Consider the following 21,443-nt stretch of genomic DNA (forward strand, 5'->3'; position numbering starts at 1 on the left):
TTAATATCCGGGGTTTTGTTGTAGTGAAGGGTTTGCGTCTATTTCTGATTGGGGTATCGGCCAATGTTCATCCTTATTTATTTTATAAACCACTTCCTGGGTAGTAAAGTATGTTGAGGCTACTGAATGATTATAGACAGGGTTTGCACTTTCATCAAAACCTGATATTACAGATTTGGTCCAGTTGTTTGCGTTACGGTTCAGGTACAGGTACCCGTTCATTACATTATTGGCAATGCCCCAACGTCTTATGTCATACCATCTTAATCCGTCATTAGCCAGTTCTACTTTTCTTTCATAGCGAAGAGCTTTTCTCAGCTGAGCCTGAGACATACCGTTATTCAGAGGCGGCATTTTTGCACGGGCCCTGATCTGATTGATCATATCATAAACGGAATTATCCAGCTGATTCAGCTCGATTTTTGCTTCTGCATAGATCAGCATTAGTTCCGGAAGTCTGAAGATCCCAACATTTAAATCTGAATTTCCGCTTACTGAGGTAGAATTGAAGTCGGCAATATCAACCACTTTTCTCCAGAGGTAGCCACTGAAAGACCGATAGGCATTGGTAGCATCGGCATTGGCGACCTGTGTGGGTGCTCCGCCATTGGCCACGGACCAGTAGTTATTTACTTTTGGGAATGAAGTGCTCGGCTCAAACTGGTAACCCAAAAATCTGGAGTGGGGCCGTACGGCATACATATCAAGGCGAGGATCCCTGTTTTTAAAAGGATTTGTTTCATCATACAGCGGAGATTCTATGATTGACAGACCGTCTATCATTTCATAGGAATCTATGAGATTTTGGGTAGGACCCCAATAGCAAACTCCTTTACCCAGACGGGATGCTGCGTAATATTGCTGATTATGAAGATATCCCGGTACATTAAGGTTATATTCGGCTACCCAGATCCATTCTTTACTGCTGGAAAAACCGCTGTGCCCGAAGATATTACTTGGATCCGGTTCCCCTACCGTATGGTCTTTACCCACGTAATTCACAGAAGAGTTGAACGGTGTCAGACTGTGAACTCCTGCAGCCAGATCCAAAGCTTGTTTTGAAGTAGCTGCTGCCGCTGCGTATTGTTTAGAATAAAGTTCAATTCTGGCTTTTAACATTAAGGCTGCTATACGGGATGCACGGACATTTCCGAACTGCGATTGGGATACCGGAAGTTGGGGTGCTACAGCTTCAAGCTCTTCAATAATGAATTGCTGAATTTCGGTAACAGGCGTCCGGAGAACGTTAGCATTGTTCAGGGTAACTGCTGATTTTAGCAGGGGAACATCTCCGTAAAGCTCAATAAGCTGAGAATAGCAGTACGCACGGATAAACCTCAATTCCGAGCCAAGTTCCTGCTTTTGGACTTCGGTAATTCCTGAAATCTCATTCAGTTTATCGAGTACTGCGTGACATCTTGCGATCGTTTTATAATGAACCTCCCATGGTTTTATTGCTAATGCATTGGTGGTAGTAACGGAACTCGTGATAGGCGATGTATAATTGGTTCCTGGTCTTGCATATCCGATATCCGTAATGTTATCCATCACGTGCCAGATCGGAGTACTGGCGGCATCCAAAGTACTTAAGTTTCTATACGCTGCAAAAAGACCCATTTTTCCTTCTTCATAGGAAGCTGGGAAGGTTCCGGATGTCGGTCCGTTTAGCGGCTCCAGATCCATATCGGCACCTGAGCATGAAGTGATTATGGCAAATAAGAATATTTTTAGAAAGTTTTTCATTTTTTTTTCATTAAAATTTAACATCAATACCGAATGAAAATGTTTTTACCTGTGGATAATAGTTTCCACCTCCCAGAGAAACTCCATCAGAGCTTCCCGCATTGTAATTGATCTCCGGATCATATCCTTCGTAGAATTTTGTGAAAGTCAGCAGATTTTGTCCGTTTAAATAGATGTACATGCTTTCCAGGAAAGTGTTGTCTATAAAGGATTTAGGAAGTTCATATCCGATCTGTACATTTTTAAGGCGTGTATAGGCTGCACTTCTCATCCACATTGTAGAATTTTGTGTATTGTTGGTAGACGTCAGGGAAACCCGTGGAAACTGAGCATCTGTGTTTTCCGGAGTCCAGTAATCAAGCTGCCAGGGTTTTACGGCACTTGAGTTTACCGCAGGAATTACATAGTGTGAATCCAGATAGCCGTCAACTTTTCCGACTCCCTGTATCAATGCCGATAGCCTGAAACCTTTCCAGGAAAATCCCAAATTAAGGCCGTACGTATATCTGGGCACTGTACTTCCGATAATAGTTCTGTCAGCATCAGTAATTTTTCCATCCCCAATCGGATTACCATTGGCATCAAAGGCTCCGGCAATATCCCGGTATCTGATGTCTCCCGGCTTTAAGGTTCCAAATTGCGTTGGGCCGGCATCGATCTCCGCCTGATTTTGGTATAAACCGTCGGCAATAAAGCCGTAAATGGAATTTACTGAAGAGCCAACCTGCTGCCGGAGAAGTGTTCCGGAAGATTGCCCTTTCATGTCAATGATTTTATTATTTACATCGGAAAGATTAAAACCGATATTCATTTTAAAATCCCCCCATCTTTCATTATACTGCGCGCCTATCTCCCAACCTTTGTTGCTTACGGTGGCAGCATTTTGAACCGGTGCTTCTAAACCTGTAAGCTGGGAGGTATTTAATCTTAGGAGAATTCCTTCGGTTTTTTTATTGTAAATGTCAAAAGACAGGTCCAGCTTTCTCCATAAGGAAAGATCAACACCTACACCGGACATTGTGGTCTCTTCCCACTTCAGATCAGGATTAGACATTATCAATTGCTGTATCGTTTGATACACCTGTCCGTTCATAGAAGTGCTCCCCAATGATAATGGTTCTGAGAACGGATAGTAAGAAGAGCTGATATTCTGATTTCCTAATTTCCCCCAGGAGCCTCTGAATTTTAATTGGCTGATAGTACTTCTTAGACCTTCAAAAAAGTTTTCTCTTGAGACCACCCAGCCGGCAGAAAATGAAGGAAAAAAAGCCCAGCGGTTTTTGCCGATAAATCTTGAGGTGCCATCGTACCTTACATTGGCCTCAAATAGATATTTTTGATTGTAATTATAATTTAGCCTTCCAAAAGCAGAAACCAGCAGCCATTCATATTCTGATCCTCCATTATCTTTGGTCTCGTTATCCGCACCAGCATCCAGTACTTCATAATTATCATAAAGGAAATCCCGTCTGTACCCGGACAAGATTTTTTCATTATACGTTTCCCTCGACGTTCCGGCAAGAAGCTCGAAATTGTGCTTGCCAAATTCTTTCTTCAGGTTTGCCTGGAACTGATAAGTTCCGTAAAACTGGCGTCTTGCAGATTCCGTAAGCTCCGTAAAGGTATTGGCGGCACCCGCTTCAGTTCCGTCCTCATAATAGGTGTTTACACTTTTTCTGAAAAGATGGATATTGGTTGTGAGATAACGTGGGGCCACAAGACCTTTCAATGTCAACCAATCCGTAGGCTTATAAGAAACATTCAGGTTTCCTATAAACTCTAAATTGTTCTGTTTACGGTTTCCTCCATCTTCGATGTACCCGACCGGATTAATTTTTACCCACCCGTCGGAATAGTTTTCACCATAATAAATGGGGATATTCGTAGGCATTCTGCCAAGATAATTCCAGATGGTTCCTTCATCAGCGATCTGCTTTCTGTCTTTGTTGATCAATGACAGGTCTAGTCTGATATTCCACTGGTCATTGGGAGTAATGTCCATATTATTACGGAAAGTGAATCTCGTAAAGTTGGTATTTTTAATGATGCCTTCCTGTCTTGCATACCCGAATGACGGTGCTACACTGATAATCCCGGATTTTGCGGATAATGAAAAATAATGGTCTTGCAGGAATCCGCTTCCCTGAAGGATCGCCTTTTGCCAGTCATAGTTGCCGGGATTTTTGTTGTATGCCTCCAAAAAGGCGCTGATATCTTCATCACTGTAAATTTTTGTACCATTGTCATTCATGCTGGCGTCATTAAAGACTTTCATGTACGTAAGACCATCGGTGACTTTTGGTATGGCTGTTGGTGTCTGCCATCCTGTGTACATTCGGTATTGGGCAGACAGCTTGTTTCCTTTGGCACGTTTGGTAGTGATGAGAATAACTCCGCTGGCGGCTCTGGAACCATATATTGCAGAAGAGGCGGCATCTTTAAGAACAGAGATAGATTCAATCATGTTAACATCTATATCATTGATGTTTCCTGCGACGCCGTCGATAATAACAAGGGGATTGCTGTCAGAACCACCAAAGCTATTGATCCCTCTGATTCTGATATTTCCGGCATCACCACCTGGTGCACCTGTTTGTGTAGTAACTGTAACCCCCGGTGCCAGGCCCTGTAAAATGTTTCCGGCTGAAAGTACCGGTTGTCCGTCTGCTACTGAACCTTTCACTACGGATACGGAGCCTGTCACTATGGATTTCTTTTGGGTACCGTACCCTACAATCACTACCTCGTCTATTTTTTTCTCCTGCTGGTTTACAGTGTCCTTTTGGGATCTTATTTCATTTTCGGCAAGGGAGTAGCTACCGGAAGTCAGTTTCCTGAGGCTTACCGTATTGTTCTGGATCTGATAATCCAGAGGAACGGTCTTTTTCAGATAATCCAAACTTTGCTTTAATGATGAATAGTTGATTTTGTTTTCATCTACCCAGATGTTTTTAAAATCTGAAGCAGAATAAAAGAATCTGGTTTTAGTAGATTGTCCTAACTTTTTAAGTATCCTGACCAAAGGTACCTGCTTTTGAATACTGGTTACAGGCGTGTTAGCCTGGGTCTGCGCATAATTGATCACAGGTAGACCCATCGCTACGAGTAAAGCAATAGAAATTGCAGTTTTTTTCATAAATTTGATGAATTAATTTATTATTCTTTAGCGAGTTTTAGATTAATTACAAGCACTGATAACGCCACATTATTAGTGCTGTTTTATTTTAATACAGAACTATTTCATTTTCATTTTTAAAGACGGTTTTTAGGTTAAATGGATAATTTATGATGGAAAGAATTTCTTTCAGATTTCCTGAAAATGAGCCTGATACCCGGTTTTTAGAAAGTTTTTCAGGATAGGTGATATTGGTTCCGTAGGTATTCTCTATTTCAGTTATGGCATCTTCAAAAGTTACATTTTCAAAAGTGAAGGGCCTCACCGTACTCGTTGCATAATAATGAAGATCTTTTTTTGTCGGAGAAGTGCTCCAGTTCTCATCAGGCAGGAGAAATGTCAGTTTGCCGTTGTGTTCTATTTTTACTTTTCCTTCAATCAATTTTACCTTTTTTTCCTGCGATCTCTGATCAACTAAAAATTTTGTTCCCAAAACCTCAACATTAAAATCACCTGCGTCTATGATAAAAGGTTTGGATTTATCTTTTGCAATCGAGAAAAAACCTTTTCCCTGAAGTGTTACATTTCTGTATTTTTTCCCAAAATCTTTATGTAGGGATAATTTACTGTAAGGTTCTAAGGTGATCATGCTGTTATCAGATAATCTGAACGTTTGGGAAGATCCATTGGTTTGCAGCACTAATGCAGGCAGATCATCTTTGATTTCTTTTGAGGCCGGAGCCCTATAAAAAAATAGTATCCCGAATATGGGCACCAGAATAGCGGCCGCAGCCATCCAATAATATTTTCGTTTGTTATCCCGTTTAATCCTCCTTTCAATTCCTTCCCAGATTTTAGCGTCGGTTGCAGGATCCATTTCCTGTTTTTCTTCGGAGACGGCTTTCCAGATTTTTTCAAAATCGTTTTGAGTATCTTTCATACACTTATACTTACGTGGCTAAATCAAAATATCCACCCCTGAAGGATGGATTTAATGATTTGTTTATATCAATTAATATTGGGTTAAAATAGGTTGAGGTTCGCCTTTATGTATCGGACAACTTTGTTGACTTGTTTTTCCACAGCTGTTTTTGAGATGTTATTTTCCTTGGCGATCTGTGAATAGCTTATTTTTTCTAACTTGTTCTTGTAAAAAAAAGCTTTGCTTCTTTCAGGAACCTCTTCCAGAAGGTTTTGTATTTTCCGTAACTGCTCTTCTTTAAACTCATTATCGGTCTTTTCTGAATCAGCCTCATCTTTTATAAGGTCTTCATGCGAAAAAGAGATGAGCATTTTATTTTTCCTGTAAAAATTAGAAATTTCCTGTTGAGCTGTTTTGAAAATGACAGATTCTAAAGTCTGGTGGTTTTTTAGTGAGGAGGAATGCTTCCAAAGATGTATGAAAATCTCCTGCACCACATCTTCCACATCTTCCACATTTGAAATAAACTTTTTGACAAAAAAGTATACTTGATGTTTGTAATCTAAATATATTTTTTTAAAATATTCCATTATCAAGAACCACACAGTTTCAATGCATGGCAAAAGTAATCAATTCATATCGGGCTGATACCAAATATTAATTAAATTTAATTTAGATATCCCATCTGTATTCTCTTGTCCGGGTAACGTGGAGCAGACGGAACAGGTCCGGATAAGGAGCCTTTAAACGGAATTTAAAAGCAGAATAATAAAAAGTAACTCCGTAATTTCAGCATTATTCCAGGTCATGGATGTTGTTTTGGATTTTTTGTGTTTGATAGTCTGTTGGTTAGGGGAATTGGGGGAGAAAAAAGTTTTATTTTGTTTGAATGCATTAGAAAAAATCATATCTTTGCCCCACTTAAAATTGATCCGGTAGTTCAGTTGGTTAGAATGCCGCCCTGTCACGGCGGAGGTCGCGGGTTCGAGTCCCGTCCGGATCGCATAAACGCAATAATATAATATCTCAATTTCAAGTTAGCGTAAAAAGATCGATAAATCCTGCAACTTTCAAAAATTGCAGGATTGTTTTTTGGAAATGCTTCCGTTTTTGGATTTCTCCTTAAGGATAGTTCCATTTGTTTATAAATCCTGTGAAGCCTTTTATGATTTACGTTCTTCTGTACTGTTTTTTGGGAGCCTACAACAATTGGCATTAAAAGCCAAACAAGTCTGTATCAATACCGAGACCAAACCCAAGCCAGTATTTTCCGTTATTGATCCACTTTTTTCCTGCTGTATCAGTTCCAAAATCAAAGCCGACAGGAATGAGGGCAAAGGTTATCTTGTTATAGGTATAGGTGGCAGCCAAAGACGTTGACAGCATGAGTGCTGTATAGGACTTCTCAGAATCATTAAAATGATTCTGCGTGTTTTTATCGCTCAGTTCTTCCGCCATAGGAGATAAAAGTACTCCAAAAGCAAATTTATGATTACTTGATCGATCAACCCAATATCGATCAACGCTTTTAACATAAAAAGGAACAAAAAGTCCGATATTATCCACATCAGCTTTAGCAGTGACATACCCATCTTTATTTCTTGCCCTAACCTTAAATGGCACGGTCATGATTGAAAGTTGTCGCATCGCCGCTAAGGACGTGTAACTGTTGCTATGGCTTACATACTCTTTTTTTTCAGCATCCAGATCTGCGTAATAATCTCTAAACATTTTGTTCTTGACGTCGTAGAAATGAACCTTTAGATAAACTTTGTTGTCATTCTTTGTGGAGTCCTTGGAAAGCTCTGTTGAAATTACTTTTATTTTTCCCAATCCGTGTTTCCATATTTCCGGATCATCGAATAATTGTTCCTGGGCATGGCACAAAAGAGTTACTCCCAAAGAGAGTAAAATGGTCAATATTCTTTTCATGGTTTTAGTTTTTGTAATGGTTACATAGTAAATTTAATACTTTTGAGATTCTAATTGAAGAACTTCATAAAAAAATCGCTCTTTTCGATCAGGCACTAGAGTACCATTTTTTAAAACTATTTTTACCGTTTACCAATAAGGTCCTATTATGACATCCCGTAATGTTGTCGACGAAAGTACACTGTTTTCAAAGTTCAAAGCGAAGGAAAACAGTGGCCAATCGTGACACTTTTAATTTTCAAGATAAAAATAATCAGTGTTAATAGCCTGTTCAGATGCCGGTTCGGACCGCAATTGTTTAAATAGTAAAAATGCTGTAATATATTTTACAGCATTTTTTGTTTGGTGTCCGTTTAAGGATGGTTGTTTATTATACTTTCTCAAATGATGAGCTGAAAGGATATGACAGATGATCAAATAGCGCCCGCAGGAGCAACTGCAGGGAAATCCTTTTCAGGATCAAAGACATTATTGAAAAAGTTTGTTAATGAGTACATAGCAACCAGGGCAACGATCTCCATGATATTGGCATCGGTATAGCCTGCGTCTCTGACGGCTGATACATCTGCGTCATTGATATTTCCCCGGCTTTCAATCACTTTTCGTGCAAATTGTACTGCTGCATCCCGCTTTGGATCATTGGCATGCCCCTTCCTTGCGAGGATGATCTCTTCAGGCGTAAGCTGAGCCATATGCTGGGCAGTAAAACTATGAACTGTCAGACAGTAGTTGCAACCATTGACCTCTGAGACTGCTAAGCCAATACTGTCGCGGGTCTTCACATCAAGTGCCCTGCTCAGTGAATTCAGCAGTGTGGCCCACGCGTTGAAGGCTATAGGACTTTGGGCAAAAGCTGCCATCATATTTGGAGTGAATCCGATGTTTTTCGTAAACGCATCCAAGGTTTGCTTTGAGTCAGCCGGCACATTTTCCGGATTTAAAATTTTTGTTCTGGCCATTTTAGTAATTTTAAGAATTAGATGTAATGATATTGTTTAAAGGTATTATTTATACAAAGTTTAACACTTCGGAAACCGGTCGGCGTGGTTTTTGTATCCAGTTTCCCTGGCGTTCTGCACCTACAGATAATAACAGGACGGGTATTTCGTTTTCTGCCAGCCCGAATTCCTTGTGGACAGCCTCGGCATCAAAACCGATCATGGGGGTCGAACCCAATCCCCAAGAGCTTGCTATATACATCATGGTTGTGGCACCAATAGTCCCGCTTCGTACCGCCTCGTCACGTTGACGTTGAGGATAGTCGGCATACAGGTTGCGGGCAGGGATTTCCCAGTCCGGAATCAGTTTTGCAGGCATGATGCCGGCTTCAACCACCGGTTGCAGCCGTTCCGGGATGACAGTCGAATCAGCTAACTGACCGATGACGATGAAGGTGACGGAAGCTTCCTTAATCGCAGGCTGATTCCAGGCAATCGGGCTCAATCTGGCCTTTGCTTCTGCAGAATGTACAGCAATAAAGCGCCAGTTTTGCATGTGAAAGGATGTCGGGGCCGTTGTGCCAATTCTTACAAGTTCCCGGATCTGATCTTCGGTTAAGATAGCGGTAGGGTCGTAATATTTAGTTGCCCTACGGTTTAAAATAGTTTCAATAACAATATTGCTAGAAACTTCTTTTGTTTGCACAATGTTGGATGTGTTTTCCATGATTTAAAATGTTTTATGTTAAAAAAGATTGTTTCTTATTGACATTACAAAGGTAGGGTAGCAAATAGGCTGAGGAGGTGTCTATAATACCTTTTGGGTTGTCTGAATTCCTATGTTAAGTTGATTATAGGGTGCGATCTTTTTTCTTGTTATCCGATAGTTTTTCCTGCGTAGGACCGGCTGGAGCCATGCACAGCTGCATGGGGATATGAGCTTTTAAGAAGGTAGGGAGAAAGGAGTCTGTGCCCATACTAAGCTTATCTGACTTCCCGGGTGAAATCCAGCTGACTCCAGCTGACTCATGATCGACAAGGTTTAACACTTGAGTATGCTAACCCTATAGATTATTTGCTTCATTGCTTAAGCTGAAGAGTAATGATTATTGAATGGATCTTAATGTAATGACGGATCTTTCTAATTACTTCTGAACGAAGAGATGTTTATTCCGGCATAGGTCTTAAAAAATCTGCTGAAATGGGCTGGGCTTTCAAATCCGAGGTCATAGGCGATCTCCTTAGCGGATTTTTCTGTATAGTGTAAATACCGCTTAGCTTCAAGGATAAGTCTTTCCCGAATGATTGTTGAGGGTGTTGGCTGCTTTAAAAATGCAAACTGGTTAGTCAGGGATTTTGGCGCCATATTAAGGGCACCTGCATAAAAGCTAACCTTGTGCTGCTCTTTGAAATTTTGCTCTACCAATAAGGAGAATTTTCGGACAATCTCCATCTTTTCATCTGGAAATTGTTGATAACTTTCATTTTGGAGTTTGGCTATTCTTGTAATTTTTATGATGATCCTTTTTAATAATGTGCGAAGCATTTCTCCCTGAAAATGGTCATGGATCATTAATTCTTCCGAAAACACCTTTTCCAGATATAACAGATCCTCCGCATCCTGGTCGTTCAGAACAATAAACATCGGGTGTTTTATCCCATAAAAAAGGAAGCCTGCACAACCTACCTCAGCATCATGATCTATAATGCAGTAAAAATCTCTGTTGTATTGCCAAACGGTGAGGTTTTCCGGTTGCTGAAAAGTGAAATGCTGATTGGAAACCAGAGGTAATATGCTTTGGGCAGGCATAACGTAGGAAACCTCGTCTATCAGGACCTCCTGTGCTTTACCTTTATTATATACAAAAGTATTAACAGGATAGGACCGTAGCAGGCCAGGTCCTTTTCCTGAAAATAATCTGTTATTAATATGCATGGCGAACCAGGCCGATGTTGTCCTTTCGTTATATTCCCTGATCAAGATCTCCGGATTTTATTTAAGTGTAATTATTTCTGTTATCAATATCAAGAGTTGTTTATTCTCCGGCTACCATGTGCATTGCAATGGCAATACGGTTCCAGCTGCCGATAGTAACGGTAACAAAAATCACCTGCGCCAGTTGTTGCTCGCCCAGCAATGCCAGTGCACGTTCGTAGGTTTCGTCCGATACGCCGCCTTTATCGATCTGAGCGACTTCCTCTGCTAATTTCAGGGCGGCCTGTTCGGTTTCTGTAAAGAAAGGCGTTTCCCACCAGGCTGATAAGGCAAATAAGCGTTGTGGAGTTTCTCCCAGCCCCAATGCCGATTGCGTATGGGTGTTGATACAGTAACCACAGCCGTTGATCTGCGAGATCCGTGTCCGGATAAGTTCCTGAAGCCTGGCATCAAGCTCCAGTGTTGGTAAATATTTATCAGCAGTGCCCATTGCCCGGTATAATTTAGGTTCCGCTTTTCCGATGTCCATTCTTGTTTTTAGCATAATCTGTATAATTTATTGTTTTGTATATTTTTTTCTATTCTGATTTCTTGTAGCCATATCCCGGTATGAGAGATATGATTATTTACGGACCTGTATAATTGTTTTTCCTTTGATCTTTCTTGTGGGGTTGAATGCGGTTACGGCATTCTCCAGACTTTCAATCTGGCCAATATTTGTTTTAAGTTTGCCATTACGCAACAACCCGGCAATTTCAATCAGTTGAGTCCGGTTAGCCTCTACAACAAAATCAATGGCTATTCCGTCTGCTGGTTTCACGTCGGTAGGACCGGCAATCGTCACTAATGTTCCCTTAGGCCTGATGAGTGATGCAGATTTTTCAGCGATTTCACCACCAAAAACATCAAATACCAGATCTACTGAACCAATATCCTGAAGGCTATCTTTTTCAAGATTGACAAACTCATGAGCTCCGAACTCAAACGCTGCCTGCTGATCGTCACCGCGTCCGGTTCCGATGACGTAAGCTCCGGCGTGGTGGGCAAGCTGGGCTGCCATTGAGCCTACCGCACCTGCCACTCCATGTACAAGAACGGACTGTCCTGCCTGAAGCCGGCCAAGATCAAAAAGCCCCTGCCACGCAGTCAAACCAGGAATGATGATACTTGCACCGTCTGTAAAATCAATATCTCCCGGTAATGGGGCCAGATTACGTGCTTCAACAGCAATATATTCAGCCAAAGAACCATCACGGGTCCAATCCGTAAGGCCAAATACACGTTGTCCTAAAGATACTCCTGTGGCACCATAGCCCAGGGCAATTACCACTCCTGCCAATTCGTGTCCCGGTACGGATGGGCTTCGGTCGCGGCCTAGCCGGTCAGTCCATGTTGAGGGCCATGTCAGTTCACCCGAAGTAAACCCTGAAGCATATACCTGAACAATGACGTCATTTAATGCCGGTTCCGGAACAGGCCTGCTCTGTAAGGTCATGCCATTGGTATCCATATTGGGATCGGTGACCACAATGGCCTTCATCGTTTGCTTACTTTTTTCTTCTTTCATACCATTTGTTTTTTGAGATTAATATAGATTCTTGTTGACAGCATTTCCTTCATATTGAGGATAATGCTTTCTGGTGTTTTTTATTGATATAATCATCCAGACTCAGTTCATATCTTGGAATGCTTGCCAGCAGGAATGCAGCAGTACAATCCACAAATACACTGTAATCCAGCGGACTTTTTAATCCGAAAGAATATGCCATGGCCAAACCAAATAATAAGGTGAGTATGGAAGCCCCCAGGGCGACAAGTCTGGTCTTGTAACCAATGATCAGTAATACAGCGAACATCGTTTCAAGCACTGTGGCACTTACTGCCAGAAAAGGGATCATTCCTTTCGGAACGAATGAATTGACGGAAGCGGTATATTCCAAAAAGTCATGCCATCCCGTTGATTCATTCCAGAATCCAAACCTTCCTGCAACTGCGGATAAAAAGGTAATACCGAGACCAATTCTCAGTAAAAGCGATGCTATGGATAATTTTTTCTCCATATCTTTCTGATTTTAAGCTAAATTTATATTTTTACTGGATTAACCTGATAATCCAGTTTGAATATAATAGCTAATCCAGATGGAAAAATTCCGCGATTTAATTACTATTGAAAGATCTGCTGACGTTCCTATCTATCTGCAGCTTGCCAATGCAATAATTCATCAGATACTGAGCGGGCGGCTGCGAAAAGGAAGGAAAATGCCCGGTTCCCGTAGCTTAGCGGATCTGCTGAATATCAACCGTATGACGGTAGTTGCCGCTTACGAAGAATTAAAGGCACAGGGCTGGATTATTCAACATGCAAGAAAGGGGAGTTTTATCAATGACCAATTACCCATATTACAACCAAAAGAAATTACGGAGAATACCAGCCCTTTTTTAAAACCTCCCGGCCTGCCATTCCCTGTCAATGAAGATCGGGTCGGAATTCCTAACCTGATAACCGGCAAACCGGGCCAACTGGTAATAGACGACGGTTTTCCGGATCTAAGGTTAGCGCCGGTGAGGGAAATAGCCCGCAGCATGAAAGGCTTATCCAGAATGCCAACCTATACCAGGTATCTGCAGTATGCCACACCTAAAGGGAACGGGCTATTAAGAAAGGTATTGTCAGGCTACCTGAATGATACAAGGGGCCTGCCTGTGAACGAAGATAATTTAATGATCACCAGAGGCGCAACCATGGGGATTTATTTAGCTTCCCGTATCATTACGCAGCCTGGTGACCATGTGATCATGAGTGAGCCCGGTTTTCGTTTCGCCCGGCGGATCTTTAATCAATTGGAATTGAATATCAATAAGGTACGTGTCGATGAATATGGAATGGACATCGATGCTGTTGAGCAAATTTGCAAAACCAGACCTATCCGTTTGGTTTATACTGTTCCCCATCATCATTATCCCACAACGGTCACCCTGTCACCTGAACGGCGGATCCGTTTACTTGAATTAGCCAGGAAATACAGTTTTGCCATTATTGAGGATGATTACGATTACGATTTTCACTACAGCAGCAAACCTATGATGCCTATGGCCAGTATAGACCGGTATGGAAGCGTGGTATATGTAGGCACGCTGACGAAGACTTTAGCACCGTCTATCCGGATCGGTTTTTTGACCGCCAATGAGAATTTTATCAACCGTGCCGCATCATACCGTAATTTGATTGATTTCCAGGGAGACACATTTTCAGAAGCGGTTATAGCGGAACTTTTCCGCGATGGCACCATGACCAGGCACATCAAAAAGGCATTAAAAACGTATAAGGAAAGAAGAGACCATTTTTGTGATCTTTTAAAAGATCAGCTGGGAGAAAAGGTAAGCTTCGGTGTACCAGACGGAGGGATGTGCGTATGGACAAAATTCAATGATGTAGATTTAAAAAAGCTTTCATTGAATGCAGGCCTTAAAGGTTTGGGAATTAGTGACGGCAGCAAATATAATACGACAGGTAATGATTATAATTCCATCCGCATGGGATTTGCCAGTTTAAGTTTCCATGAGCAGGAAAAAGCCATATCAATTTTAAAATCCTGTTTATAACATGATATCCAAATGCTAAACAAGTCCCGAAGGGAATTGCCATTGAATGATAAGCTTACCGGACCAGCCTTATCCATACACTACTTATTGTTGAAAATGGTTTTCAGCCAGTCCGAGCATAGCTTTTTCCAGTTATCGGTGAGTTCAGATTTGTTGGTGATCCCGATTTTATGCTCACCTTCGGGAAAGATGAACAAGGCGCCCTTTACTTTGTTCCTCAGCATAGCCTCATAATATAAGATACTGTTGATCACGGGGACCGTACGATCGTTTTGGGCATGGAACAGAATGGTAGGTGGAGTTTTTTCCGTTACCCGATTCTGCATGGAGTATTCTTTGATCTTTTCCGGGGAAGCCTCTTCGCCAAGTAAGCTTTTACGGCTTCCCACATGGGCAAATTCTCCCAGATCAATAACCGGAGAAACCAGAATTGCAAAATTGGGAACCGTGGAAAAATTCTCCCAATCACCTTTTAATTCGGTGTAATCAGTAGAAATATTACTGACGGTGGCTGCCAGGTGTCCGCCTGCCGAAGTTCCGATCACACCGATCTGCTCCGGCGAAATACCATAATATCCCGCATTTTTTCTAAGGTATTTTATTGCGGCCTGGATATCCTGTAACGGGGCTATTTCCCTTTGCTTTAAATCAGGTGAAGTCGGTAGTCTGTAATTTAGAACAAAAGCTGAAATCCCCTGGGTATTGAACCATTTTGCGATCTGATATCCGCCCAGATCGTAAGTGAGCTTATAATATCCGCCACCGGGAATGACAATGACCGCCATCTGCTTTCTTTCTTCTTTGGGAGGTAAAAAAGCAAACAGTTCGGTTTCCTTTATTTGTACAATTCTGCCTTCTTTTTCCTCAGTTTTTAAAGAGAGTCCTTTGGAGTTCGGCATCTGACCTTTGGGCCAGAGAGTGATTTTTTCCTGTGCCGGTAACTGAATAAGGAAGAAAATCATTAAGTTGAAAACAGATTTTTTCATAGCCTGTTAATGTATTGTGAAAGTGTATTTTACTAGAATGGAAGCTTGTGATCTGATACATCAGCCTTTAAGGAAATCTTCTCTGAATGGCGTGAAAGCATCTATCAGTGTTCCTGCTTCCAGGCATTTTACTCCATGAAAAACATTGGGCTGGGCAAAAAATCCGTCACCCTGCCGTAAAACTTTAGTTTCCCCGTCTACGGTGACCTCAAATCTCCCCGAAGAAACATAGGTGATCTGCGAATGAAAATGCTGGTGTAAAGGCCCTACAGCATCTTTTTCAAACCTTACAATTACCATCATCACCTGAGCGTTATATCCTACAAACTGCCTGGAAACACCTTCCCCAAGATCTTCCCAGCCGGAATTGCCATCGAAAAATGGTTCTTTTTTGAAATTCATAGTATTTTAAGTTAAATATTTACAAATTATTGAGGTCTTGCATTTAAGCGATCTATTTGATATATTTTTCCAGTCCGGTTTTCAATTTTTTCAGATCTTTCAGAGCCAGTTTGGCAACAGATTCGGCTCCCAGCCTGGACAAATGCGTATCGTCATCTTTACCTTTCGGATAATAAGGATTTTCACCTTCTTTATAATGCAGATGCAGTTTTTTTGAATTTTCCGGACCGTAGGAAATTTCCAGCTGTTCTGTCAACAGCTGCATATCCACGAATGGCACTTTCAAATCATCCGCTACCATCCTTACCACCAAAGGATATTCTTTATGGGTATCGATCAGGACTCCCTTTTCATTAAAATTCCTTCTTACTATGGAGGTCATTAAAATAGGTGTCGCGCCTTTCGCCCTTGTTTCATTCACATACCTTTCCAGATTGGCTCTGTATTGGGTGTAAGGATTGGTGAACTTTGTCGAGTCTTTAAACTTCTGGTCATTGTGCCCAAACTGAATGATCACAAAATCCCCTTTTTTCAATTGCTTTTCTACTTTGTCCCATCTCCCTTCCGTTCTGAAGCTTTTTGAGCTTCTGCCGTTCATCGCATGGTTCTGAACCTCAATTCCGGTGGTTAAAAATTGTGGTAAAACCTGTCCCCAGCCATACTCGGGATTTTTCTCCGGGTTTTCCTTATTGGCCATTGTGGAATCACCGATCAGGAAAAGAGTAGGCCTCTGTTGTGCGAAAATCACTATTGATAAGAATAATAATAGTATGCCCAGTCTTCTATTCATTTTAAATTATTATTTATTAGGTTTCCAGTGATTAAATATCTTTTCAATAGTATAATTTTTCAACTCCTTTTTTGTCAGCTGATGTGACCAGCTTACGCGTTTCGAGGTATTTCCGCCGTCACCTTTGCTTCCGGATTCTGCATAGTACGCTGTTTTTTCTTTATCGGGAAACATTTTGTCTCCTTTCCAGGGATCCCAGCCTTCGGGAATGATGTGTCCGCCCATTTCTGTGCTGATGAAAACTGTTTTGGCGTAAGGTCTCCAGGGCCTGCCCAAATACACTTTTGTAACACCTTCTTTTGCAGTCAGCTTACAGTTGAAAAAGACAAAGCCGTATGGTTTTCCGGCCTCCGTAGCGGCTGCAGTAATGTAAGAATCGGCTAAACTTTTTATCGTACAGTTTTTAAAAACAGCTGTTGCCTGCCCGAAGATAAAATCCGTGGTTCCTTCGATGTAGCAGTTCTCAAAATATTGCCTGCTATGATTTGTGGCCGAATAGATCGTGTCCTGGCACCCTAAAATTCTGGAGTTTTTAATTATGAAACGATCACCTTCCACATGAAGCGAAACAGCCTGTCCCTCATGACAGGAAGAATTTTGAATGGTCAGATTACTGATTTTAATATCATCACCCATCACCAGTAGCGTATAAGAATCGAATGTGGTCATTTTTCCGTTAAATGCGTCCGGTTTCCCGGAAAAATCATTGTTGGTAATGATGGTGTTGTCTTTATTTTCGCCCTCTAACGTGATCTTATGTTTTGAAGACGGAATGATTACTTTTTCATGATAGGTTCCGGATCTGATAAAAACCAGTGCTTCCGCCGGACCCAGATCCCTGACAGAATTGATGGCCTTCTGAATGGATGTGAAATCTCCGCTTCCGTCTTTGGCAACGGTAATTCTTATGTACGGATCATTTCCTGCAAAGAGAAAGTCTGCTGCCGAAATGAGGAGAATTAAAAATAATTTTTTCATAGGTCATATTATTTTAACGCAAGGACCTGATTCTGTCTGGCAATATCATATCTATTTTCTGATGATCCCGGAGGAAAATATTATTATCTCTGTCATTCCCATTACCTTAAAACCTTATCTAAAAAATCCAGTGTATGATCCAGGGTTTCCGTAAACCAGGGTTCTGCTGACCAGAATGAATGCGGAGCGTCTTTGATTTCATAAAACCCGGTAGGAATGTTGTAGCCCTTTAATATTTTCATCATATCATCTCGTCCCGCATGAAATCGGGGCTGTGAGCTGTTGATGAAAAGGGTGGGAGGGGTATTTTTATTCACATATTCCAGCGGTGACGCTTCTTTCCATATTTTCGGATTATCTTTTCGCTGATATCCCAGCCAATATGCGGCATAAGCTCCCTCTTTATCCGCTTCCTTGTGAACAAAGGAAACAATACCATCAACGTTCACTATGGCCTGAAGCTTATTTTTTTTCCTGACTCCGACCAAAGTGGCGATCTGTGCTCCGGCTGATTCACCGTAAACCGCTATTTTTTTCTTGTTCAAAGAATATTTTTCATGGTTTTTCCTTAGCCATTGAATACCGGTTTCAATATCTTCAGCTCCGGCAGGATATCTGGCAACATCAGCCAACCGATAACCGATCGCAATGACTACATATCCTTTGGAAGCCAGTTCCATTGCCATAAATTTTTCATTGTCTTTGCTTCCTGAAATCCATCCGCCACCGTGAACCATTGCTATTCCCGGATATTTTTTTGATGCGTCCGAAGGATAATATACGTCGGCTTTCAGGGAAAGCCCGTTGATACTGGTATATTCTAAGCCTTTGTCAATTCTGATATTCTCAGGAACAGGCCGGTCAATAGGAGTAATGAAAGGATATTTCTTCTTGAGCTTTTCAAATGTATTTTCGTTTGTGTAAGGAGTAGCATTCGGTCGGTTTACCTGCCCGAATGCCATTGTCCCCACAAAAAAAATAGAAATATAAGTATGCCTTTTGTTAAAGATCATTTTGCTTATGGAATTTTTTATACTGTTTTTAGGCGGTTTATCTGAGGTACAGGCTTTAAGCGTAAGATTGTGGCTCATGGAAGAATTATTAATTTTTAGTAATTCTGAACCAGTCAAAATCCGCATACCCCCCGCGAGGCGATTTCGTAGTACTTATGCTGTATAAACCTATTTTAGCGCCAATCCATTTTCCCGGTTTTGCCTGGAAAATATCGCCTGCTTTTGTAAAATCCTTTCCGTTTTCACTATAGCTGAACTGGCATAAGCCACCCGGCTCACTGACATCTACCTTTAAATATGCTTCGTTACCTTTTAGTTTCGTTTCAAGCAGAACCTTTTCTTCACCACCTTTATCCACTTTTTCCGCTCTTCTTAATTGTAAATAAAATCCGTCCGGTTTGTTGGTAATGACAATCGATTGATGGTCTGTGCCCATTACCAGCAGGCCTGCGGTCTTTCCTTCTTTGGCATCTTCAGGGATCAGTTTAACCTTTGTGGAGGCGGCAAAGTTTGGAGCCGGGAATTTTTGGGTTAATAAATTCGGAACCTTCCACAGGTTTTTTTCACCTTCAGGAATTTTTATTGAGAATAATCTTAAAAATTTCTGTCCGGGAAGTTTGGATGACCAGATGATATTTTCATTTGCACTCCATTGCCATTGAAGCCCCCGTTTATCACCATCAAATTCATCCGTTTCTGCAGGTGTTACAACAGGATGAATCCGTTTAATATTGGGTTTCTTATAAGTTAAAACCGGCTCACCGATCCCGTTCTTATTATGGTCAGTTCCCATTGCAGGCCAGTCTTTCTCCCATTTCATAGGCTGTAAATGAACAACCCTTCCGGCTGTACCCGTATCCTGGAAGTGATAGAACCAGCTTTCACCCGAGGGCGTATCTACCCAGGCACCCTGATGTGGACCGTTGATCTTCGTTGAACCTTGTTCCAGCACGATTTTTTCTTCGTAAGGGCCGTAGATATTCTTTGACCTTAATACCAGCTGCCAGCCGGTAGCGACACCGCCCGCAGGGGCAAAAATGTAATAATAGCCGTTTCTTTTGTACATTTTAGGACCTTCAACTGTCGGGTGTGCACCATGGCCATCAAAAATGTGAGCGCCTTTATCCAAAACCTTTGTCCCACCAGGATCCATTTTATTGAGGGTTAAAATACTTTTTACTCCCGCACGGCTTCCTGCCCAGCCATGAACCAGATAGGCACTGCCATCTTCATCCCAGAACGGGCACGGATCGATCAGGCCTTTTCCTTCCATTACTAAAACAGGCTTTTCCCACGCGCCGAGCGGATCTTTGGTTTTTACCATGTAAATACCGAAATCCGGATCTCCCCAGTAAATGTAAAATTCTCCTTTATGAAAACGGATGCTCGGGGCCCAGACGCCGTCACCTCTTCTCGGGATTGAAAAATATTCTGCTGGCAACACATCCCCGATAGCATGATTCACCAGCTTCCAGTTGACCATATCTTTAGAATGAAGAATCGGCAGTCCCGGAGTTTCATTGAAGCTCGAAGCGGTCATATAATAATCTTCACCGACACGGATGACATCCGGGTCCGAATAATCTGCATACAGGATCGGGTTTCTGTAATTTTTTCCCAAATCGGCAGTCCAGACCTCAGAAACGTAGTTTTTTTCCTGCGCGCTGAGGTAAGTTGAAAGTGCGATTGTTGCTATATCTAAAATGTTTTTTGTCCTCATTAAGTCAGATTTGGATCTATCTGTTAATTTTAATGCGATTTAATTAGGAGATGCTTCATTTTGATACGCTGTGTCTAGGATAATGAACCGTACAATCACTTTTCAAATTCCAGACTTGCCAGAATGAACGGACCTGTTCCCTTTGCATCATTGGAACGGATCTCTTCGTTGATGTAATATTCGTAAGAGCCGTCTCTGTAAGGGTTCCCGCCTAAACCGGCAACAGCGCAACATCTGTTTAAGTTGACCACGCCGTTTTCATCCACTGTGATCAAATTTTTGATGATCCCGTCGTAGCCTTTTTGGGCATAAGCTTTATAGGATTTGGGCAGATATCCGTTATTCACCGCCTTGATAATGGTATAAACAAACATTGATGAGGCTGTGGCCTCGGTATAGTTTCCTTTCTGCCCGGCTTTATCCAGCACCTGGTACCAAAGCCCGCTTTCCTTATCCTGAACTTTGATGATGGCGTCTGTATATGATTTTATATAGGAGATCAGTCTTGCCCTTCCCGGATGATCTTCAGGCAGGAAATCCAAAACATCTACCATTGCCATTCCGTACCAACCCATCGCTCTTCCCCAGAAATTAGGAGAAAGTCCTGTTTGTTTGTCGGCCCATTTCTGTTCGCGGCTTTCGTCCCAGGCATGATACAATAGTCCTGTCTTTTTATCTAACAGGTTTTTTTGGACGGAATCAAACTGGAAGAGAACGTCATCATATGCCTTCGTTGCGTCGGCACCCTTTACAAAATCCCGGGTATAGTGCGTATAGAAAGGCATTCCCATATACAGGCCATCAAGCCAGACCTGGTATGGATATATTTTTTTATGCCAGAAAGAGCCTTCTTTGGTCCTTGGCTGCCCGTCAATTTGCCGGCGGAGTGTCTGAAGAGCCCTGAGGTATTTTTCTTTCTTCTCTTTTTCGTAAAGATACAGAAGCACATTCCCGCTGTTCAGCATGTCTATATTATACTTTTGTAAGTCGTAGGTAAGAATTGTACCATCCTCTTTGATGAGCTTTTCCCCGAAATCCCTGATGTAGTTATAATATTCTTTTTTACCTGTTTTAGCATACAGTTTTTCAGCACCATCTAAGACGATCGCCGACGGATAGGTCCATTTCGGGCTTTTGCTGAAATCCAGCATCCAGGATTCAGGGAAACGGTGCATTTCGGAAAGCATCATTCTTTCAGACCATTTCAGATGGGTAGGAACTATTTTTCCGGATTTTGAAGCTTCCGTTGCAGGCTTTGCTGCGGCAGCAGTTTTTGTTTGCGCCGGGATCAGAAGGACTCCTGAGCCCAAAGCGGCAAAAGCCAGCAACTTTATGTTGTGATTAATGAAATTCATAGCTTAAACT

General features: G+C 41.7%; 19 protein-coding genes and 1 tRNA gene. 2 read left to right on the plus strand and 18 right to left on the minus strand.

Annotated elements, in window-relative coordinates:
• From ABMQ40_RS01580 to ABMQ40_RS01595, 4 genes are all read right to left on the minus strand, one after another.
• The gene (locus ABMQ40_RS01580; RefSeq protein ID WP_370895828.1) at positions 1 to 1,743 is read right to left on the minus strand and encodes a RagB/SusD family nutrient uptake outer membrane protein; all 1,743 of its coding nucleotides are present in this window, start codon (positions 1,741 to 1,743) and stop codon (positions 1 to 3) included.
• Positions 1,744 to 1,753: 10 nt separating this feature from the next.
• Positions 1,754 to 4,879 carry a SusC/RagA family TonB-linked outer membrane protein gene (locus tag ABMQ40_RS01585; RefSeq protein WP_370895830.1) on the minus strand — a complete coding sequence of 1,042 codons (3,126 nt, stop codon included), beginning with the start codon at positions 4,877 to 4,879 and terminating at the stop codon, positions 1,754 to 1,756.
• A gap of 88 nt (positions 4,880 to 4,967) precedes the next feature.
• Positions 4,968 to 5,798, minus strand: a complete 831-nt coding sequence (locus ABMQ40_RS01590; RefSeq protein WP_370895832.1) for a FecR family protein — start codon at positions 5,796 to 5,798, stop codon at positions 4,968 to 4,970.
• 83 nt (positions 5,799 to 5,881) lie between these two features.
• The gene (locus ABMQ40_RS01595; RefSeq protein WP_370895834.1) at positions 5,882 to 6,370 is read right to left on the minus strand and encodes an RNA polymerase sigma factor; all 489 of its coding nucleotides are present in this window, start codon (positions 6,368 to 6,370) and stop codon (positions 5,882 to 5,884) included.
• Positions 6,371 to 6,709: 339 nt separating this feature from the next.
• Here ABMQ40_RS01595 and ABMQ40_RS01600 point away from each other — a divergent pair.
• A tRNA-Asp gene (locus tag ABMQ40_RS01600) sits at positions 6,710 to 6,783 on the plus strand.
• A 212-nt stretch (positions 6,784 to 6,995) separates the two neighbouring features.
• Here the strand turns inward: ABMQ40_RS01600 and ABMQ40_RS01605 are convergent.
• The 7 genes from ABMQ40_RS01605 to ABMQ40_RS01635 form a co-directional block, all read right to left on the minus strand.
• On the minus strand, positions 6,996 to 7,712 hold the full coding sequence (locus ABMQ40_RS01605) for a hypothetical protein (RefSeq protein WP_370895836.1): 717 nt from the start codon (positions 7,710 to 7,712) through the stop codon (positions 6,996 to 6,998).
• A 413-nt stretch (positions 7,713 to 8,125) separates the two neighbouring features.
• Positions 8,126 to 8,671: a carboxymuconolactone decarboxylase family protein gene (locus ABMQ40_RS01610; RefSeq protein ID WP_370895838.1), complete on the minus strand. Its 546-nt coding sequence runs from the start codon at positions 8,669 to 8,671 to the stop codon at positions 8,126 to 8,128.
• Between the two features lie 49 nt (positions 8,672 to 8,720).
• Entirely contained in the window at positions 8,721 to 9,377 is a 657-nt protein-coding gene (locus ABMQ40_RS01615; RefSeq protein ID WP_370895840.1) for a nitroreductase family protein, read from the minus strand.
• A gap of 414 nt (positions 9,378 to 9,791) precedes the next feature.
• On the minus strand, positions 9,792 to 10,631 hold the full coding sequence (locus tag ABMQ40_RS01620; RefSeq protein WP_370895842.1) for an AraC family transcriptional regulator: 840 nt from the start codon (positions 10,629 to 10,631) through the stop codon (positions 9,792 to 9,794).
• A gap of 55 nt (positions 10,632 to 10,686) precedes the next feature.
• Positions 10,687 to 11,130 (minus strand): carboxymuconolactone decarboxylase family protein, encoded by a 444-nt coding sequence (locus ABMQ40_RS01625; RefSeq protein ID WP_370895844.1) that lies wholly within the window; start codon positions 11,128 to 11,130, stop codon positions 10,687 to 10,689.
• A gap of 78 nt (positions 11,131 to 11,208) precedes the next feature.
• Complete coding sequence (locus tag ABMQ40_RS01630; RefSeq protein WP_370895846.1) at positions 11,209 to 12,153, minus strand: NADP-dependent oxidoreductase; 945 nt, start codon at positions 12,151 to 12,153, stop codon at positions 11,209 to 11,211.
• A gap of 49 nt (positions 12,154 to 12,202) precedes the next feature.
• Positions 12,203 to 12,646, minus strand: a complete 444-nt coding sequence (locus ABMQ40_RS01635) for a DoxX family protein (protein WP_370895848.1) — start codon at positions 12,644 to 12,646, stop codon at positions 12,203 to 12,205.
• A gap of 79 nt (positions 12,647 to 12,725) precedes the next feature.
• Here ABMQ40_RS01635 and pdxR point away from each other — a divergent pair, with 79 nt between their 5' ends.
• Positions 12,726 to 14,189 carry a MocR-like pyridoxine biosynthesis transcription factor PdxR gene (pdxR, locus tag ABMQ40_RS01640; RefSeq protein WP_370895850.1) on the plus strand — a complete coding sequence of 488 codons (1,464 nt, stop codon included), beginning with the start codon at positions 12,726 to 12,728 and terminating at the stop codon, positions 14,187 to 14,189.
• A gap of 80 nt (positions 14,190 to 14,269) precedes the next feature.
• Here pdxR and ABMQ40_RS01645 read toward each other — a convergent pair whose 3' ends face one another.
• The 7 genes from ABMQ40_RS01645 to ABMQ40_RS01675 all read right to left on the minus strand — a co-directional run bounded on the left by ABMQ40_RS01645 (position 14,270) and on the right by ABMQ40_RS01675 (position 21,433).
• Positions 14,270 to 15,175 (minus strand): alpha/beta hydrolase, encoded by a 906-nt coding sequence (locus ABMQ40_RS01645; RefSeq protein WP_370895852.1) that lies wholly within the window; start codon positions 15,173 to 15,175, stop codon positions 14,270 to 14,272.
• A gap of 60 nt (positions 15,176 to 15,235) precedes the next feature.
• Positions 15,236 to 15,577 carry a cupin domain-containing protein gene (locus ABMQ40_RS01650; RefSeq protein ID WP_370895854.1) on the minus strand — a complete coding sequence of 114 codons (342 nt, stop codon included), beginning with the start codon at positions 15,575 to 15,577 and terminating at the stop codon, positions 15,236 to 15,238.
• 52 nt (positions 15,578 to 15,629) lie between these two features.
• A complete protein-coding gene (locus ABMQ40_RS01655) occupies positions 15,630 to 16,367 on the minus strand; it encodes a rhamnogalacturonan acetylesterase (protein WP_370895856.1) in 738 nt (245 codons plus the stop codon).
• Between the two features lie 9 nt (positions 16,368 to 16,376).
• Positions 16,377 to 17,345 (minus strand): pectinesterase family protein, encoded by a 969-nt coding sequence (locus tag ABMQ40_RS01660; protein ID WP_370895858.1) that lies wholly within the window; start codon positions 17,343 to 17,345, stop codon positions 16,377 to 16,379.
• Positions 17,346 to 17,446: 101 nt separating this feature from the next.
• Positions 17,447 to 18,436 (minus strand): alpha/beta hydrolase, encoded by a 990-nt coding sequence (locus ABMQ40_RS01665; RefSeq protein ID WP_370895860.1) that lies wholly within the window; start codon positions 18,434 to 18,436, stop codon positions 17,447 to 17,449.
• Between the two features lie 10 nt (positions 18,437 to 18,446).
• A complete protein-coding gene (locus ABMQ40_RS01670) occupies positions 18,447 to 20,078 on the minus strand; it encodes a glycoside hydrolase family 43 protein (RefSeq protein WP_370895862.1) in 1,632 nt (543 codons plus the stop codon).
• A gap of 95 nt (positions 20,079 to 20,173) precedes the next feature.
• Positions 20,174 to 21,433, minus strand: a complete 1,260-nt coding sequence (locus tag ABMQ40_RS01675; protein WP_370895864.1) for a glycoside hydrolase family 88/105 protein — start codon at positions 21,431 to 21,433, stop codon at positions 20,174 to 20,176.
• Positions 21,434 to 21,443 lie beyond the last annotated feature (10 nt).

Source organism: Chryseobacterium gossypii, from assembly GCF_041361455.1.
Taxonomy (GTDB): domain Bacteria; phylum Bacteroidota; class Bacteroidia; order Flavobacteriales; family Weeksellaceae; genus Chryseobacterium; species Chryseobacterium gossypii.

What these genes read in the sequence shown, in the direction of transcription:
- ABMQ40_RS01595 (WP_370895834.1), bottom strand. Translation starts at nt 6,370, where the DNA reads ATGGAATATTTTAAAAAAATATATTTAGATTACAAACATCAAGTATAC.
- ABMQ40_RS01655 (WP_370895856.1), bottom strand. Translation starts at nt 16,367, where the DNA reads ATGAATAGAAGACTGGGCATACTATTATTATTCTTATCAATAGTGATT.
- ABMQ40_RS01645 (WP_370895852.1), bottom strand. Translation starts at nt 15,175, where the DNA reads ATGAAAAAATCTGTTTTCAACTTAATGATTTTCTTCCTTATTCAGTTA.
- ABMQ40_RS01615 (WP_370895840.1), bottom strand. Translation starts at nt 9,377, where the DNA reads ATGGAAAACACATCCAACATTGTGCAAACAAAAGAAGTTTCTAGCAAT.
- ABMQ40_RS01675 (WP_370895864.1), bottom strand. Translation starts at nt 21,433, where the DNA reads ATGAATTTCATTAATCACAACATAAAGTTGCTGGCTTTTGCCGCTTTG.
- pdxR (WP_370895850.1), top strand. Translation starts at nt 12,726, where the DNA reads ATGGAAAAATTCCGCGATTTAATTACTATTGAAAGATCTGCTGACGTT.
- ABMQ40_RS01605 (WP_370895836.1), bottom strand. Translation starts at nt 7,712, where the DNA reads ATGAAAAGAATATTGACCATTTTACTCTCTTTGGGAGTAACTCTTTTG.
- ABMQ40_RS01590 (WP_370895832.1), bottom strand. Translation starts at nt 5,798, where the DNA reads ATGAAAGATACTCAAAACGATTTTGAAAAAATCTGGAAAGCCGTCTCC.
- ABMQ40_RS01660 (WP_370895858.1), bottom strand. Translation starts at nt 17,345, where the DNA reads ATGAAAAAATTATTTTTAATTCTCCTCATTTCGGCAGCAGACTTTCTC.
- ABMQ40_RS01585 (WP_370895830.1), bottom strand. Translation starts at nt 4,879, where the DNA reads ATGAAAAAAACTGCAATTTCTATTGCTTTACTCGTAGCGATGGGTCTA.
- ABMQ40_RS01630 (WP_370895846.1), bottom strand. Translation starts at nt 12,153, where the DNA reads ATGAAAGAAGAAAAAAGTAAGCAAACGATGAAGGCCATTGTGGTCACC.
- ABMQ40_RS01625 (WP_370895844.1), bottom strand. Translation starts at nt 11,130, where the DNA reads ATGCTAAAAACAAGAATGGACATCGGAAAAGCGGAACCTAAATTATAC.
- ABMQ40_RS01635 (WP_370895848.1), bottom strand. Translation starts at nt 12,646, where the DNA reads ATGGAGAAAAAATTATCCATAGCATCGCTTTTACTGAGAATTGGTCTC.
- ABMQ40_RS01650 (WP_370895854.1), bottom strand. Translation starts at nt 15,577, where the DNA reads ATGAATTTCAAAAAAGAACCATTTTTCGATGGCAATTCCGGCTGGGAA.
- ABMQ40_RS01665 (WP_370895860.1), bottom strand. Translation starts at nt 18,436, where the DNA reads ATGAGCCACAATCTTACGCTTAAAGCCTGTACCTCAGATAAACCGCCT.
- ABMQ40_RS01670 (WP_370895862.1), bottom strand. Translation starts at nt 20,078, where the DNA reads ATGAGGACAAAAAACATTTTAGATATAGCAACAATCGCACTTTCAACT.
- ABMQ40_RS01580 (WP_370895828.1), bottom strand. Translation starts at nt 1,743, where the DNA reads ATGAAAAACTTTCTAAAAATATTCTTATTTGCCATAATCACTTCATGC.
- ABMQ40_RS01610 (WP_370895838.1), bottom strand. Translation starts at nt 8,671, where the DNA reads ATGGCCAGAACAAAAATTTTAAATCCGGAAAATGTGCCGGCTGACTCA.